Source organism: Nonomuraea rhizosphaerae (assembly GCF_019396405.1).
GTDB lineage: Bacteria > Actinomycetota > Actinomycetes > Streptosporangiales > Streptosporangiaceae > Nonomuraea > Nonomuraea rhizosphaerae.
Window position 1 is genome coordinate 1 of record NZ_JAHKRL010000220.1, and the last position, 15749, is coordinate 15749.

General features: G+C 69.6%; 14 protein-coding genes. 5 read left to right on the plus strand and 9 right to left on the minus strand.

Annotated features, from left to right (window positions below):
* The first annotated feature begins 125 nt into the window (after window positions 1–125).
* Complete coding sequence (locus KME77_RS10740; RefSeq protein WP_219465067.1) at window positions 126–1550, plus strand: alpha/beta fold hydrolase; 1425 nt, start codon at window positions 126–128, stop codon at window positions 1548–1550.
* 164 nt (window positions 1551–1714) lie between these two features.
* Here the strand turns inward: KME77_RS10740 and KME77_RS10745 are convergent, their stop codons facing one another.
* Together KME77_RS10745 and KME77_RS10750 are read right to left on the minus strand one after the other, a co-directional pair.
* A complete protein-coding gene (locus KME77_RS10745; RefSeq protein WP_219465069.1) occupies window positions 1715–3472 on the minus strand; it encodes an ABC transporter ATP-binding protein in 1758 nt (585 codons plus the stop codon).
* Window positions 3473–3475: 3 nt separating this feature from the next.
* Entirely contained in the window at window positions 3476–5134 is a 1659-nt protein-coding gene (locus KME77_RS10750) for an ABC transporter transmembrane domain-containing protein (protein ID WP_219465071.1), read from the minus strand.
* Window positions 5135–6119: 985 nt separating this feature from the next.
* Between KME77_RS10750 and KME77_RS29205 the strand changes: the two genes are divergently transcribed.
* Window positions 6120–6740: a phosphotransferase gene (locus KME77_RS29205; RefSeq protein WP_219465074.1), complete on the plus strand. Its 621-nt coding sequence runs from the start codon at window positions 6120–6122 to the stop codon at window positions 6738–6740.
* A 411-nt stretch (window positions 6741–7151) separates the two neighbouring features.
* Here the strand turns inward: KME77_RS29205 and KME77_RS10760 are convergent, their stop codons facing one another.
* From KME77_RS10760 to KME77_RS10770, 3 genes are all read right to left on the minus strand, one after another.
* A complete protein-coding gene (locus KME77_RS10760) occupies window positions 7152–7688 on the minus strand; it encodes a hypothetical protein (RefSeq protein WP_219465075.1) in 537 nt (178 codons plus the stop codon).
* 446 nt (window positions 7689–8134) lie between these two features.
* Window positions 8135–8476: a hypothetical protein gene (locus KME77_RS10765; RefSeq protein ID WP_219465078.1), complete on the minus strand. Its 342-nt coding sequence runs from the start codon at window positions 8474–8476 to the stop codon at window positions 8135–8137.
* Between the two features lie 675 nt (window positions 8477–9151).
* A complete protein-coding gene (locus KME77_RS10770) occupies window positions 9152–9658 on the minus strand; it encodes a GNAT family N-acetyltransferase (RefSeq protein ID WP_219465080.1) in 507 nt (168 codons plus the stop codon).
* A gap of 98 nt (window positions 9659–9756) precedes the next feature.
* Here KME77_RS10770 and KME77_RS10775 point away from each other — a divergent pair, with 98 nt between their 5' ends.
* Entirely contained in the window at window positions 9757–10569 is an 813-nt protein-coding gene (locus tag KME77_RS10775) for a methyltransferase domain-containing protein (RefSeq protein ID WP_219465083.1), read from the plus strand.
* Window positions 10570–10870: 301 nt separating this feature from the next.
* Here KME77_RS10775 and KME77_RS10780 read toward each other — a convergent pair whose 3' ends face one another.
* Window positions 10871–11146 (minus strand): hypothetical protein, encoded by a 276-nt coding sequence (locus KME77_RS10780; RefSeq protein WP_219465085.1) that lies wholly within the window; start codon window positions 11144–11146, stop codon window positions 10871–10873.
* 56 nt (window positions 11147–11202) lie between these two features.
* Between KME77_RS10780 and KME77_RS10785 the strand changes: the two genes are divergently transcribed.
* Window positions 11203–11442 (plus strand): hypothetical protein, encoded by a 240-nt coding sequence (locus KME77_RS10785; RefSeq protein ID WP_219465087.1) that lies wholly within the window; start codon window positions 11203–11205, stop codon window positions 11440–11442.
* A gap of 83 nt (window positions 11443–11525) precedes the next feature.
* Here KME77_RS10785 and KME77_RS10790 read toward each other — a convergent pair whose 3' ends face one another.
* From KME77_RS10790 to KME77_RS10800, 3 genes are read right to left on the minus strand one after another with little or no spacing between them, the layout of a single operon-like run.
* Window positions 11526–12263, minus strand: coding sequence for a succinate dehydrogenase/fumarate reductase iron-sulfur subunit (locus tag KME77_RS10790; RefSeq protein ID WP_219465105.1), 738 nt, complete (start codon window positions 12261–12263; stop codon window positions 11526–11528).
* Window positions 12260–14185: a fumarate reductase/succinate dehydrogenase flavoprotein subunit gene (locus tag KME77_RS10795; RefSeq protein ID WP_219465107.1), complete on the minus strand. Its 1926-nt coding sequence runs from the start codon at window positions 14183–14185 to the stop codon at window positions 12260–12262. The genes KME77_RS10790 and KME77_RS10795 overlap by 4 nt, the downstream gene beginning before the upstream one ends.
* Window positions 14182–14913, minus strand: coding sequence for a succinate dehydrogenase cytochrome b subunit (locus tag KME77_RS10800; RefSeq protein ID WP_219465109.1), 732 nt, complete (start codon window positions 14911–14913; stop codon window positions 14182–14184). The genes KME77_RS10795 and KME77_RS10800 overlap by 4 nt, the downstream gene beginning before the upstream one ends.
* Window positions 14914–15046: 133 nt before the next feature.
* On the opposite strand from KME77_RS10800, the gene KME77_RS10805 reads away from it, so the two are divergent.
* The coding region (locus tag KME77_RS10805) for a LysR family transcriptional regulator (protein WP_219465139.1) at window positions 15047–15749 on the plus strand (703 nt) is incomplete at its 3' end.

Below are 15749 nucleotides of genomic sequence, written 5' to 3' on the forward strand. Positions count from 1 at the left end.
GACGCGGCGCGAGGCCCCTTCGGCGAATCAGACCGTGGTATGACCTCCCACGGTCTGATTCGCACCCTCCACAACCAGCCCCTGCTCCGATGTGCCGACCCCCCGCCCCGCGAGATCGTCTTCGCATGCCCAACCCCATCCCCCTCACCCTGGCCCTGCTCACCTCCCTCACCTCAATCACCCACCCCCAGCAGGCATCCACCTCCGCCACCCAACTCCAACGAGCCTCCGCCTCCGCCCTCGACTGGGCCGCCTGTCCCGGCGACAAGGTCGGCATGACGTGCGCCGACCTCCAGGTCCCCGCCGACTGGCAGAAACCCGACGGCCGCAAGATCACCCTCAAGCTGGGCCGCCTGAAGTCGACCGGCGCCTCCGAAGGGTCCGTCCTGATCGCGTACGGCGGCCCCGGCGGCCCCGGCATCGCCCTGACCCAGCAGTTCGCACCGCTCTGGGCCAATCTCCGCAAACGCATGGACGTCATCACCTGGGACACCCGGGGCTACGGCGCGCAGTTCAGCGGCCTCAGCACCGGCCTGGCCTGCACGTGGACCCGCATCCCCCTGCCCGGCTTCCCCACCGACGACGCCGACCTCGGCCGCCTCTCCGACACCAACCGCGGCTACGCGGAGGCATGCCGCAACAAGGATCCCGAGCTGTTCGCCAACATGAGCTCCGCCGACCATGCCAAGGACATGGACGCCATCAGAAAGGCACTCGGCGACGCCCAGCTCAACTTCTACGGCGCCTCGTACGCGGGCATCTACGCCCAGGACTACGCCCGCCTCTTCCCCGGCAAGGTCCGCACCATGGTGCTCGACGGCACGATCAGCCACAGCGGCGCCGACTGGACCAAGGACGTGCTGGAGATGGCGAAGGACAACGAGACGACGTTCGCCCGCCTCTTCACCTGGTGCGCGGGCGCCGGCCAGTGCCCGGAGCTGCCCGCCCGGTGGCGCGCCCTGGTCGCCAGGGCCGACCGCTCCCCGATCCCGGCCAGGTCGGCGGGCATCGCCTACACCGGCCGCGACCTGCAAGCCCTCGCCCTGTCCGCGGCCCAGCAGGGCCCCGACGCCTACCCCAAGGTGCGCGACGCCATCCGCAAGGCCGTGCGCGGCGACGCCTCCGGCTTCGTCCCCGCCCGCGGCGCCCGCTACCCCGACCAGTCGACCGGCGTCACCGAATGCGTCGACTGGCCGCGCGCCGCCAACCGCGCCGAGCTCGACAAGCTGATCGCCCGCGTCCGCAGGTCCGCCCCCAACGCGGGCACCGCCAACACGCTGCTGACCGGCACGCTCGGCTGCATCGGCTGGCCGGTGCCGGTGACCAACCCACCGGCCCCGCTCCCCAAGGGCCTGCCCCCGATGCTCGGCGCCGGCGCCTGGCGTGAGTCCGACGCGGTCGCCCGGATCCTGGAGCAGGTGCCGGGCAGCGCCACGATCCACCACGACGGCCCCGGCCACACCCTCTACCCGTCCAGCGAGTGCGCCCGCGACCACATCGACAAGTACTTCACCGATCGCGTCCTGCCAGCGCAGACCACCAAATGCTGACCCGCGCTCCCAGCTCTGGCACCCTCACTCCCCCACCAGACCACCGCACCGACCTCCGACCGGAACTTCAAGAGGCGATCGGAGCTTCAAGAGCTGGCGGTGGCCACAGGGAACCGGTGATGGCCACAGGAGCCGGTGATGGCCACAGGGAACCGGCGGCGGGCTCACGAGCCGGTGGTGGCCGGAGCCCCGTGCCAGCTGCTCCACAGCGCCGCGTACGAGCCCCCCTCCGCCACCAGTTCCTCGTGCGACCCCAGCTCGCTGATCTGCCCGTCCTCCACCACCGCGACACGATCGGCGTCGTGGGCCGTGTACAGCCGGTGGGCGATGGCGATCACCGTCCGCCCTTCGAGCACCGCGGCCAGCGACCGCTCCAGGTGCCGGGCGGCCCGGGGGTCGATGAGCGAGGTGGCCTCGTCCAGCACGAGCGTGTGCGGGTCCGCCAGCACCAGGCGGGCCAGCGCCAGTTGCTGGGCCTGCGCGGGGGAGATCGCCTGTCCGCCGGACCCGACGACCGTGTCGAGACCGGAGGGCAGGGCGAGCACCCAGTCGAGCGAGTCGACCGCGGCCAGCGCCTTGCTGACGGCGGTATCGTCGGCCTCCGGGCGGGCGATCAGCAGGTTGTCGCGGAGCGTGCCCTTGAAGACGTGGTGCTCCTGGGTGACGAGCGCGACATGACCACGAAGGGAGTCGAGAGGCAGCGACACCAGCGGCACCCCGCCCACCGACACAGCCCCGGTGCGCGGCCCGTGGATGCCGGCCAGGAGCCTGCCGAGCGTGGACTTGCCCGCGCCCGACGGGCCGACCATGGCCAGCCGCTCACCGGGCCGGACGGTCAGCGACACGCCGTGCAGCACGTCGCGGCCCTCGCGATAGGCGTAGCGGACGTCGTCGGCCTCCAGCTGCTCACCCATGGGCTGGGCGGAGGTGGTCGCGCGGTCGTCGGGGACGTTCGCGACGCCGAGCAGCCTCGCCATGGCCGCCCCGCCCACCTGCAGCTCGTCGATCCACATGAGGAAGCGGTCGAGCGGGTCGATGAGCTGCTGCGCGTACAGGGTGGCTGCGGTGACCTGGGCCAGCGTCACCCAGCCGCTGGTGTAGAACAGGCCGCCGACCAGCAGCGTCGAGACGATGGGAATGATGTAGCCGAACTCGACGCAGGGGAACCAGATCGTGCGCAGCCTGAGCGTGTAGCGCTCGGCGGCCCACGAGCCGGTGATGTCGCGCGCGGTCCGCTCCTCCCTGCGCCGTTGGAGGCCGAACGCCTCCACGGCTCGGGCGCCCTCGACGGTCTCGGCGAGCCCTTCGGTCAGGTCCGCGTACGCGGCGTTCTCGCGCAGGTAGCCGTCGCGGGCCCGGTTGAGGTACCAGCGGGTGGAGATCCACAGCAGCGGTACCGCGACCAGCATCGGCAGCATGAGCAGCGGGCTGACCAGCAGCAACGCGCCCAGGGTGATGGCGAAGGTGACGATCGCGATCAGCGTCTCGGGCACGGCGTGCCGTACGGTCCTGGACAGGGAGTCGACGTCACGGGAGGTCCTGGTGATCAGGTCGCCCGAGCCGGCGCGTTCGACCGTCGAGAGCGGCAGGCCGAGCACCCGGTCGACGAACTCCTCGCGCAGCTCGGCGAGGACCTTCTCGCCCAGCTTGGCGGAGGCGAGCACCGCGTAGCGCACCAGCGCGCCCTGCCCGGCCAGGAACGCGCCGATGACAATGGCGACGAGCAGGACGTTGACCTCGCCGCCGTCCTGGACGTTCTGCACCAGTTCGCCGAGCTGCCACGGCACGACCAGCCCGACGACCGCGGCCAGCCCGTGGAGGGCGAGAGCCGCGGCGAGCCGGCGCGGATACTTCAGCGTCAGCCGCCTGGCATAGGCGCGCACCTGTTTCTGGTCGGCGACCGGCAGAATCTCGCGGGCCATCGCTCAGTCCTCCCCTCTCGTCACGGTCGTGCTGTATTCGGGCGAGTTCGCCAGCAGGTCGCGGTGCGTGCCCTCGGCGAGCACCCTGCCGTCCTCGACGTACAGCACGTGGTCGGTGCGGTCGAGCACCAGCGGGCTGGTCGTGCAGACCAGCGTGGTCTTTCCGGCGCGGGCCTCGGCCAGGCGTTCGGCGATGCGTGCCTCGGTGTGCGCGTCCACGGCGCTGGTCGGCTCGACCAGGATGAGCACCTCCGGGTCGGCCAGCAGCGCCCTGGCCAGGCGCAGCCGCTGCTGCTGCCCGCCGGAGAACTCGCGTCCCGCCTCGGCCACCGGGGCGTCGAGCCCGTCGGGCAGCGCTTCCACGATGTCCTCGGCGCAGGCGGTGTGCAGCGCCTGGCGCACCTGTTCGGGCGAGGCGCCGCCGCGTACGTCGAGCTCGTCGCGGAGCCTGCCGGTGAACAGGCGGGCGGCGTTGTCGGCGACCAGGATGCGGGAACGGATCTCGGCCACCGGCAGTGCCGCCAGGTCGGACTCGCCGAAGGTGACGTCACCGTCGGCGTAGCGGCCCAGCCGGTCGGCGATGGTGATGGCGTCCTCCGGCGTACCGGCCGCGACGGCGGTGAGCATGCCTGGCTGGACGGTGACCCCGCTGTAGGAGTCGCGCAGCACGCCGCCCTGGCTGGCGCCGGTGCCGCCCGACACCTCAGGTTCGATCGACAGGATGCGCACCACCCGGCGGGCCGCCACGTGGCCCTTGGTGAGCTTGTCGGCGACCTCGGTGAGCGTACGCATCGGGCCGATCAGGAACACCGCGTACCCGTAGAACGCGACGAGCTGACCGGCGGTGATCTCGCCGCCGAGCGCGAACGACGCGCCGATGCCGGTGACGACCGCGATCAGCACGCCCGGCAGCAGGATCTGCGCCCCTTCGAGCAGCGACTCGACCTTGGAGACGCTGACGCCCGCGTGCCGCACCCGCTGCGACTCCTCACGGTAGCGCTCGGCGAACACCTGCTCGCCGCCGATGCCGCGCAGCACCCGCAGCCCCGCCACGATGTCGGCCGACCTCGTGGACAGGTCACCGGCCAGGTCACGCTGCGCCTTCTGCCGCCTGTGCAGCGGCCTGAGCAGCGGTCCGACGGCGACCGCCATGAGCGGCACCCCGAACAACACCAGCAACCCCAGCTCCAGCGACGTGGAGATGAGGATCACGGTGACCACGACGATCGCCACGACCGACCCCACGCCGCGCAGCAGGACGTCCATCGAGCTGCCGATGTGCGCGATGTCGGAGTTGCCGACGCTGACCACCTCGCCGGTCGAGACGCGCTTGGGCAGCGTGGCGCCGAGCCGGGCGGCCTGCCTGGTCGTCACCTGAACCGTCCGGTAGGCGGCGGCCAGCCAGTTGTAGACCGCCATCCGGTGCCGCATGATGCCGGTGAACGCCTGCACGAGCCCCAGCCCGAACAGGATCGCCGACCAGATCAGCAACGCGCGTGTGTCCTTGGCGGTGACGGCGTCGACGCCGTTGCCGAGCACGGCGGGCACCAACGCCTGCACCAGCCACCACACCGTCGCGAAGCCGATGCCGGCCAGCAGCGACGGGGTCTGGCTTCGCGCGTTCCACCACAAATAGCGCAGCGGACTGCGGATGTCGGGCATGCCAGGATCGGCCTCAGGAAGGGAGCGCATAGGTCATCAAGGTTGACAAGGCGCCCGCTGACCAGGCAAACCATTTTCCCGCTCGGAGACAAGGCTCACACTCTCTTACCAGGTCCCCCGGGTTGCCGTCTTTGACAGCCGGCCTTCACACGTACGACCTGGCCACACGAAGATCCAGCAACCAGCGACTCCCCCGCCCCGGCGACAGCGCCCCACCGCACCACCTACGCAGTCGGACCCCATCCCCGGCCTTCGGAGGTGAGCCCGCTGTAGCCATCAGGTAGCACATCCATGAGCCGCCGCCGCAGCCGGCCACATTCGAGCTTCCGAGACTCGAACCCGCCGACAGACACTCACCTCACATCCATCGGCGACGACCAACTCCATCCCGGCCACCCACCCTTCTCCAACCGCCCGATGCCCCCGGCCATCCAATGGCCCCAGTCGTCCAACGACCCAAGTGACCTGACGAACCCGACACTCCCGGTTCGCCCGATCAGCTTCCGCCGATGAGCCGGACCACTCGACGGGCCCCAACCCACCACCCGATGCCTCATCTGCCACCAGCCACTCCCCCGCCGCCCCCAAGACTCCCTGCGCCCAGGCGGACAGGAGACCCCGCCCTGTACACAAAGGCGGACGGCCGCTTCGTCCCGCCCCCGGGTGGGTGGACAAGCTTCGTCCCGCTCACGAGGCGACCGGAACGCCTCCCCGCACAAGGCCCAGCAGGCAGCTCCACCCCAGCCAGACAGGGCTGTCGCGAACACCCCCAACCCCACCCTCCGCCCGCGACTGCGACCGCCCGCCTACTCTGGCAGCGACACGCCGATACGCTTTACACATCATCGGAATACCCCACTGCCAACCGCCCGCCCACTTCGCACGTTTTGCCAGCTCAGTACACGTCTACTCCGGTCTTACATCGTGTATCGGAGCCGCATCAGGTGATTCCTACGGCCCCTCCAGTGCGCCAGAATCGGTGCCTGTGAAGCACGGGTACACCAACAGCACCTTTGGCGACGGCGCTCTAGTAGTGAAGTGTTACGAAGGTCCTGATGCGGCGGTCCGCCTCAAGACCGAAAGCAGGTTCCTGCGTCGGCTGCGCGGCCGACTGCCCGTGCCCGCCCTTCATCAGGTGACCCAGACGAGTGTGACCACCCGGTTCGTACGCGGAGTACACGGCCAGGATCTCCTGGACGAGGGCCGCGTGGTCGAGGTGCTGGCCGGCTGTGGGCACACCCTGGCCCGCATCCACAGGCTGGGGATAGTGCACGGCGACTACGGGCCGCAGAATCTGCTGTTCGACCCGTCCACGTTCGAGACGGCGGCGATCCTCGACTGGGAGTGGGCGCACCCCGGCGAGCCGATCGAGGACCTCGCCTGGTGCGAGTGGATCGTCCGCATGCACCACCCCGAGCACACGTCGCTCCTGCGGTACTTCTTCGACGCGTACGGCGAGCCCGTGCCCAGCTGGCAGGAACGCCAGGCGGCCATGATCGCCCGCTGCCGCGCACTGGTCGACTTCACCGGCCGATGGGAGCCGGGCGGCGATGCCGAAAAGCTGTGGATCGAACGCCTCGACACGACGGCCTCCTGGACCGCCTGACCAGGCATGCCCCGCCTGGAGCTGTTACCGCCGCATTCATATTCGTCCGAACACTCGCATCCCCGCGTCGTCCTCGCCCGAGACTCGGCGCGCGTACCCCTGTGAACGCACGCCGTTCTCGACCCGCTGCGCTTCACGCGCCGACTCACGGCACGGCTCCACAACACGACTTCACGGCATGACTCCTCAGCCACGCCGCATCCGAAAGCCGCTGCCTGCCGGCCACCGCCTCAGCAGGGTGACCCGCTCAGGCAGCAGCAACCGGCCCCCAGATGACCGGTCACGTCCTGAAACTCACAGCCGACCATTCACCAGGCGTGAAGGTCACGCCCTCGACGCCTGGTTCACCACGGTCCGGAACGAACCTCTGCCAGCCGGGCTGACCTCGTCCCAAGCCCGACTTTCGCCGCCCTACTCCGCCAGAGATTCCTGCTTCTGCGAGCGATCGCTCCTCGCCATCGCATGCGCGCCGGCCTTGACTCTCTTCGAGGTCAAGGTGGCCAGCAGAAGGAGCAGCCCGCTCTGGGCCAGCATCCCGGGCGCGAGCGGCGGCGCCTGTCCGACCGACTTGGTGAGCGCGTACCACCACTGCGTGAGCGGGGAAAGCGTGTCCCACGTGGGGTCCATCGCGCCCATGCCGTGGTTGACGGACACGTGCATGTACACGCCGTACCCGGCTGTGAGCAGGACCACCAGGGCGACTATGCGCACCACGGCCACCATGCGCGGCGAGTCCCGCAGGATGAGCAGCACCAGTGCGACCGTCAGCAGCGCCAGGGCCACCCAGGGGATCAGCTGAACGACGCTGTGCCAGTGGCGTTCGAAGGCGAGCTCCGCCGCGGCGCCCAGAATGCCGATCGCGACCAGCGCGAAGAGCCCGACGCGCACCGTCATGAGCCCGGTCAGGCGAGTCGATCGCTCAGCGAGGTTGGGGGATGTCGAGGTCATGCGGGACCACCGTCCGATGCGAAATCTTTGGTCACCTCGACTTTCTCCAAGCATCCTCAGAGGTTTCTCAGCGGAACATGAAGAAGTTCTGAGAATGGGACAGGGAGCGGCAAAGACTCGCCCTTGAGGTCCTGAGCTGCGGCGATGCCCAGGCGCCACGACCGGAACCACACGCCGCTGCCGTCCGTAACGGGCGCGCGCCGAGAAAACCGCTTCCCAGCTTGCTCTCAGGAAGGCGCAGCCGGCCGAACGCGGGACTCTCGACGCTCATGTCTGCCTTGAGCCGCCCCCGCCAGCACCCGGCCGACAGAGGATGACGACATGGGACGCGGCAGACTCCGGACGATGGCTGCGCCCCACGCCCCGACGGCCGGAACCCCATGACATGCCGGCTCGACCCCGGGATCATGTCCCGAGGTCGGGTCAGCGCGTGTCCGTCTGGCCGCTCAGGAGGCGCAGCGCGTGCCGGGGCCCACTGACCTGAGGGGCTGGGTGTTGGTCACTTGCCCGCCCGCCCGGAGGCTGAAGGACGGATTCCCGCCGACGCAGTAATCAATGGTGGTGCCGTTGGTTATGCCCGTCATGATGAAGCCGGGCGGGAACGTTTCACTTTCGCCCTCCAGAATGAGCTGTGGGTGCGACGACGACGCCGTGTAGACGCAGACGAAGAAGAGCGGGCAGGTGGCGGCCTCCGTCGAAGCGGACGACACCCCGGAAAGGCCCGTGACCGCCATGACGGTGGCAGCCAGAGTGGCCAGCGAGCCTCGCATGAAATTACTCTTGATCATGGGTTGACTCCTCAATCGAACCGAAGGCCACGGAACGGCGTTCCGCAGGTGAGAGCAGCACATGCCAGGCGTCGAAACGACCGACCCCGGCTTCGACAATGGGCGCAAAGGCGCATCAGGCACGACCTGCGGCTACAGGGCACTGCATGCGGACGACCGTGCGGACTGGGCGCGGCGAATCACCGCCCCGTCCCGACCAGGTCGGGGAGAGGACGGGATCTGCGGCGCTCATTCGACTTGTCAGCGAGCTACGTACCACTCACCCATCACGTCGATTGCGACCACTTATTGCTGATGTCGTGCGGGAATGGATCGCGTTCTATGTGCAAACGTCGTAGCTGATGCGCTTCAGGTCGTCCGCTTACCTGAAACATAACGGCGGCCGGTGTCACATTTCTGTCGCTTCGCTGTCGCAGAACCGACCGACCAGAGGTGGTCGTCTACGGGCGATGACTCGGCGGATCGGGCGGTGTAGTGAGTGGATACGAACAGCGCTGCCCGTCAATTGAGGCAACTGACCGGTCGGCCGATATACGTCGGCGAGCTGGTGGTGGCTTCTCCTGAACATGAGGGGAGTGCTGTCCCGACAGCGGCGGAGCGTGCCACCTGCCAGGGACGGCTCGCAGGACAACGTGTACGACCGGAGACCACCGCCGACCTGCCGCCGCCGTACGCCTAAGGGAGCAGGCGGAGACGCCAGTCGTTGCTGCGGATCAGGTTGCCTGCCGGGTACTCGAAGTCGTACTCCCCCACGAACGTGAACCCCGCCTTCCGGCAGATCGCGTTGGACGCCGGATGCCCCACCGACGGATAGGCGTGCAGGTCCGCATGCCTGCCCTCCGCTCGCGCCTTGTCCACGACGGCCAAGGCGGCGGCCGTGGCGATGCCCTGGCCCTGGAACTCCGGCAGAACGCCCCAGCCCGTCTCGTAGACCAGCTCGCCCTGCCACTCCCGTTCCCAGTAGCCGATCGAGCCGGCCTTCAGCCCCGACGCGACGACCAGCGTGAACATGACGCCCCTGCCCTTGTCGTCCAGCTTCAGGTAGCGCTCGTGACGGGCGACGACCTGCTCATCGGTCTCGGGCCCGCCCAGGTGCTCGGTCATCTCGGGGGCGTTGATGCGGCGCAGAAGGTCGAGGTCGTCCTCGGACCAGGGGGCGAGGCGGACGGTTGGTGTCTCCATCCCGTGGATCGTACTGAAGGAGTCCGACAACAATCCGTGCACCGGATCTTGACATGCTCTCCTCGGCCACTGCACCGCGATCTGCTTGGCTCACGAACATGGCAACCATCGCGTACCTGGACCAACTCGCCGCAAGCACTCCCGGCCGGGCATACAAGCGGGAACTGCTCGCCATGATGGACCTGCGCCCCGGCCAGACCGTGCTGGACATCGGCTGCGGGCCCGGCACCGACCTGGCCGACCTCGCCGACGCGGTCACCGGCACCGGCACGGTGGTCGGCCTCGACCACGATCTTGTCATGGCGGACCTGGCCCGGATCCGGCTCGCCGACCGGCCCAATGTCGAGGTCCGGCTCGGGGACGCCCACACGATCCCGCTCGCCGACGGCACCGTGGACCGGGCGCGTACGGATCGGGTGTTGCAGCATGTACGGGACCCTGGACAGGTGATGGCGGAGTTCCGGCGCTTGGCCCGGCCGGGTGGCGCCATCACGATGGCCGAGCCGGACTGGCACGGGCTGCTGATCGACTCGCCCGTCGGGCCGGGTCTGGTCCGGTACATCACCTCCGAAGTCATCCGGAACCCTGACATCGGACGCAGCCTGGTCCGTCTCGCTGAACGGGCCGGGCTGGTCGTGCGGACGGCGGTGGTGTTCGCTCCGGTGATCCGGGATCTGGAGACGGCTGAGCAGCTGTTCGGGCTTCGCCGTACGATCGGCCGGGCGGTGGAGGCGGGGTATCTGGAGGACGGGTGCCTGGAGGACGGGTGCCTGGAGGACGGGTGCCTGGAGGACGGGGAGCTCGGGCCAGGGCCGTTCCTGGCGAGTTGCGCGCTGTTCATGGTGGTGGCCTGCGCGCCGGACGACCCGTCACGCGCGATCCGCCGCCCCGCGGGCCCCTCGGCCGCCTAGCGAACCCGCCGCCCGGAACCGACGCGCCCGTTCCGGTGGCCAGTCGCCCGTGGACGGACGACCATACACCCATGGACCCGAGCGCCACGCCCGCCCTCGACTGGCTCCTGTCCAGCGATGAGCCCGCCGTCCGCCTCCTGGCCCGCCGCGACCTCCTCAACGAGGAATCGTCCGCCGGGGCCGGGACAACACCCGCCGACCACGAGGACGTGCTGAAGGGCGCCAAGGTCAGCGCGTTGCTGTCCGGGCAGCAGCCGGACGGCGGGTTCGGCGGTCACCCGTACCGGAAGTGGACCGGGGTTCACTGGCGCCTGGTGTCGATGGCGGAGCTGGGCGTCCCGCCGGGTGAGCCGCGCGCCGCGGCCGCCGCCGGCTTCGTGCTGTCGTGGCTGTCGGAGGAGCGCAAGGGGCCGGTGATCGACGGGCTGCCCCGCCGGCACGCGTCGATCGAGGGGAACGCGTTGGCGGCCTGCTGCCGGCTGGGCTTCGCCGAAGATCCGAGGACGGCGCGGCTCGCGGAACGGCTGCTCGAATGGCAGTGGCCGGACGGCGGCTGGAACTGCGACGTGAGGGCCACCCGTCCACCCGTCGTGGCTGGTCCCGCACTACCCGCCGTACTGGCACTACGACATCTTGCAGGGCCTGCTCGTGCTGTCGCGGCTCGGCAGGGTCACCGACCCGCGCGCTTCGGACGCCCTGGACCTGCTGGAACGGCGCCGCCTGCCCGACGGCCGCTGGCGGGCGGGCGGCCACTGGTGGCATCCGCCGGGGAGGGCGACCATGCGGGAGGCCGTGGACTGGGGACGTGGCGGGCCGCACGAGATGATCACCCTCAACGCCCTCCGCGTCCTACGCGGCGCAGGCCGTTCGTAGACAAGACCCGCCGACGGAAAACTCAAGCACGCATCGACCACCCGCCCGCCCTCAACCGCGGACCCGGAACAATCCCTACAGACCTACTTGGCGGCCTTCAGATAGTCGCTGTTCATCTGTGCGATGGTGTCGAGCGGAATCCCCTTCGGGCACACCGCCGTGCACTCACCGGTGTTCGTGCACCCCCCGAACCCTTCGGCGTCCATCTGCTCCACCATCGCCTTGGCCCGGGACAGCCGTTCCGGCTGCCCCTGGGGCAGCAGCGACAGGTGGGTGATCTTGGCCGCGGTGAACAGGGACGCCGACCCGTTCGGGCAGGCCGCGACGCAGGCGCCGCACCCGATGCAGGTGGCGGCGTCGAAGGCGGAGTCGGCGTCCTCCTTGCGCACGGGGATGCTGTGCGCGTCGGGAGCCGACCCGGCCGGCACGGACACGAAGCCGCCGGCCTGGATGATGCGGTCGAACGCCGACCGGTCCACGACCAGGTCCTTCACCACCGGGAACGGCGCCGCGCGCCAGGGCTCGATGGTGATGGTGGCGCCGTCCTCGAAGTGGCGCATGTGGAGCTGGCAGGTCGTGGTGGCGACCTGCTCGCCGTGGGCGACGCCGTTGATGACCATGCCGCACATGCCGCAGATGCCCTCGCGGCAGTCGTGGTCGAAGGCCACCGGGTCATCGCCTTCGAGGATGAGGCGCTCGTTCAGCACATCAAGCATCTCAAGAAAGGACATGTCCGGAGAGACGTCTTTGACGTGATATTTCACCATCCGGCCAGAGTCGGACGGGCCGCTCTGTCGCCAGATCTTCAACACGAGGTTCACTTGTAGCTCCGCTGGCTCATCTTGACGTACTCGTACTCGAGCGGCTCCTTGTGCAGCACCGGCTCACCGGAAGCGGTGTGCTCCCAGGCCGACACGTGCGCGAACGAGGCGTCGTCCCGCAGCGCCTCCCCGTCGGCGTCCTGCGACTCGGCGCGGAAGTGCCCGCCGCACGACTCCGTACGGACCAGCGCGTCCAGGCACATCAGCTCGGCCAGGTCGAAGAAGTCGGCGACCCGCCCGGCCTTCTCCAGCACCTGGTTCAGCTCCTCGGGCCCGCCGGAGACCTTGACGTTGTTCCAGAACTCCTCGCGCAGCTCGGGGATGCGCTCCAGGGCCTTGCGCAGCGACTCCTCGGTGCGCTCCATGCCGCAGTAGTCCCACATGAGCTTGCCCAGCTCGCGGTGGAAGGAGTCGGGGGTGCGGGTGCCGTTCACGGACATGAGCCGGTCGATCTTGGTGCGCACCTTGATCTCGGCCTCGGCGACGGCCTGCTCGGAGACCTCGCCGAACGGCCCGGCCGCCAGGTAGTCGCCGAGCGTGGTGGGCAGCACGAAGTAGCCGTCGGCCAGGCCCTGCATCAGCGCGGAGGCGCCGAGCCGGTTGGCCCCGTGGTCGGAGAAGTTGGCCTCGCCGATCACGAACAGGCCGGGGATCGTGGACTGCAGGTCGTAGTCCACCCACAGGCCGCCCATCGTGTAGTGCACGGCCGGGTAGATGCGCATCGGCACGTCGTACGGGTTCTCGCCGGTGATGCGCTCGTACATCTCGAAGAGGTTGCCGTACTTCTTCTCCACGGCGTCCTTGCCCAGCCTGCTGATGGCGTCGCGGAAGTCGAGGTAGACCCCGAGCCCGCCGGGGCCGACGCCGCGGCCCTCGTCGCAGACGTTCTTGGCGGCGCGGGAGGCGATGTCCCGGGGGACGAGGTTGCCGAAGGCGGGATAGATCCGCTCCAGGTAGTAGTCGCGCTCCTCTTCCGGGATGTCGCCGGGCGCCCGGGAGTCCCCGGCGGCGAGCGGCACCCAGACCCGGCCGTCGTTGCGCAGCGACTCCGACATCAGCGTCAGCTTCGACTGGTACTCGCCCGAGACCGGGATGCAGGTCGGGTGGATCTGCGTGTAGCAGGGGTTGGCGAAGTACGCGCCGCGCTCGTGCGCCCGCCAGATGGCCGTGGTGTTGCAGCCCTTGGCGTTCGTGGACAGGAAGAACACGTTGCCGTAGCCGCCGGTGGCCAGCACGACCGCGTCGGCCAGGTGCCGCTCGATCTCGCCGGTGACCATGTCGCGCACGATGACGCCGCGCGCCCGCCCGTCGTCGACGATCAGGTCGAGCATCTCGTGGCGGGTGTGCATGGTGACGGTCCCGGCCGCGATCTGCCGCTCCAGCGCCTGGTAGGCGCCGAGCAGCAGCTGCTGGCCCGTCTGGCCGCGGGCGTAGAACGTGCGGGAGACCTGGGCGCCGCCGAAGGAGCGGGTGTCGAGCAGGCCGCCGTACTCGCGGGCGAACGGCACGCCCTGGGCCACGGCCTGGTCGATGATGTTCACGCTGACCTGGGCCAGCCGGTAGACGTTCGACTCGCGGGCGCGGAAGTCGCCGCCCTTGACCGTGTCGTAGAAGAGCCGGTGGATCGAGTCGCCGTCGCCGCGGTAGTTCTTGGCGGCGTTGATGCCGCCCTGCGCGGCGATGGAGTGCGCGCGCCGGGGCGTGTCCTGGTAGCAGAAGGACTTGACGTTGTAGCCGAGCTCGCCCAGCGTCGCGGCGGCCGAGCCGCCGGCCAGGCCGGTGCCGACCACGATGACGTCGAGCTTGCGCTTGTTGGCCGGGTTGACGAGTTTGGCGGAGAACTTCCGCTTCTCCCACCGCTCCTCGATGGGGCCCTCAGGCGCCTTGGTGTCCCGGATCTCCGGGCCCTCGATGTAGTTCACTTCACCACTCCGAACGTGATCGCCAGCGGCGGCGCGAGAAAGCCGATCACCAGGACCGCCGAGACCAGCGCGGCGACGGGCCGCAGCCGCGCCGTCCCGCGCCCGACCGTCTGGAACATGCTCCAGATCCCGTGCCGCAGGTGCAGCCCGACCATGACGACGGCCACGACGTAGATGATCGTGACCCACCAGCGCGACGGGTCGAACCCGGCGATCATCCGGTCGGCGGGCAGGGAGTTCGTCCCCTTGGGGTTCACCACGCCGAAGGTCAGGTCCAGCAGGTGCCAGACCACGAACAGCGCGATCGTGACGCCGCCCCACCGCATGATGTGCGTGGTGTAGCCACTGGCCTGCGACTTCTTCCTGGCCACGTACTTCACCGGCCTGGCGCGACGCGCCTGCCGCGACAGCGAGACGGCCGCCCAGATGTGCAGGCCGACCGACACGACGAGCACGATCTCCACGAGGGTCAGCAGCGTCCGGTACGGCGCGATCGGCTCCAGCAGGGTGCGCAGCGCGTGGGCGTACTCGTTGAAGGAGTCCTTGCCGATGAAGATCTTGAGGTTGCCCACCATGTGGCCCACGAGGAACAGCACCATCACGGCGCCCGTGACGGCCATGACGACTTTCTTGCCGTTCGAGGAGGTCAGGAAGCGGACCTTGCGCGGGGGTGGTGCGGCGGAGGCGACGGGCTCGGTCGCGGCGCCTCGCTCAATCGTGGCTGTCACGTCTTCCGAAGGTAGGTGACCAGGGATGATCCGTCCAAGTCATGGTGGGCCTGGTTTCCATAGCCTTCGGCTATGATCCGAGGTTTGTACGGCTCACGCGCACTCAGCCAGGAGCCGGTGCGAGGTAAATCACATGCAGTTGCAACAACTGGCCTACTTCGTCGCGGTGGCGGAGACCAGGCATTTCACCCAGGCGGCCGAACGCGTACGGGTCGCCCAGCCGTCGCTCAGCAAGCAGATCAAGGCGCTGGAGAGCGACCTCGGCGCACCGCTGTTCTCCCGCGCCCGCGGCAACGTCACGCTGACCCCCGCGGGCGAGGCGCTGCTGCCGCTGGCCCGCCGGATGCTCGCCGACGCCGACACCGCCAAGCGGGAGGTGGCCGAGCTGGTCGGCCTGCGCAGGGGCAGGGTGCGGCTCGGGGCCACGCCGTCGCTGTGCTCGGGCCTGCTGGCCGACGCCCTGGCCCGCTTCCACGGCGCCTACCCCGGCATCGAGCTGCTGGTGGAGGAGGGCGGCTCACGCGACCTGGTCCGGGCGCTGGCCAGGGGACAGCTCGACATGTCGCTGATCATCACGCCGCTCCAGGGCGACGACCCGTCGCTGGTGGCCGAGGAGATCCTGCGCGAGAACCTGGTCGTCGCCTCCCCCTCCCACGAGCCGGCGCGCCGGCCGTACCTGCGGATAGAGGACTTGCGCGGCCGGCCGATGGTGATGTTCAGACGCGGGTACGACCTGCGGGAGGCGACGCTGGCGGCCTGCCGGCAGGCCGGGTTCGAGCCCAGGTTCGCCGTGGGGGGGGGGGAGATGGACGCCGTGGTGCGGGTCGTGGGGGCGG

What these genes read in the sequence shown, in the direction of transcription:
- KME77_RS10740 (WP_219465067.1), top strand. Translation starts at nt 126, where the DNA reads ATGCCCAACCCCATCCCCCTCACCCTGGCCCTGCTCACCTCCCTCACC.
- KME77_RS10745 (WP_219465069.1), bottom strand. Translation starts at nt 3,472, where the DNA reads ATGGCCCGCGAGATTCTGCCGGTCGCCGACCAGAAACAGGTGCGCGCC.
- KME77_RS10750 (WP_219465071.1), bottom strand. Translation starts at nt 5,134, where the DNA reads ATGCCCGACATCCGCAGTCCGCTGCGCTATTTGTGGTGGAACGCGCGA.
- KME77_RS10760 (WP_219465075.1), bottom strand. Translation starts at nt 7,688, where the DNA reads ATGACCTCGACATCCCCCAACCTCGCTGAGCGATCGACTCGCCTGACC.
- KME77_RS10765 (WP_219465078.1), bottom strand. Translation starts at nt 8,476, where the DNA reads ATGATCAAGAGTAATTTCATGCGAGGCTCGCTGGCCACTCTGGCTGCC.
- KME77_RS10770 (WP_219465080.1), bottom strand. Translation starts at nt 9,658, where the DNA reads ATGGAGACACCAACCGTCCGCCTCGCCCCCTGGTCCGAGGACGACCTC.
- KME77_RS10775 (WP_219465083.1), top strand. Translation starts at nt 9,757, where the DNA reads ATGGCAACCATCGCGTACCTGGACCAACTCGCCGCAAGCACTCCCGGC.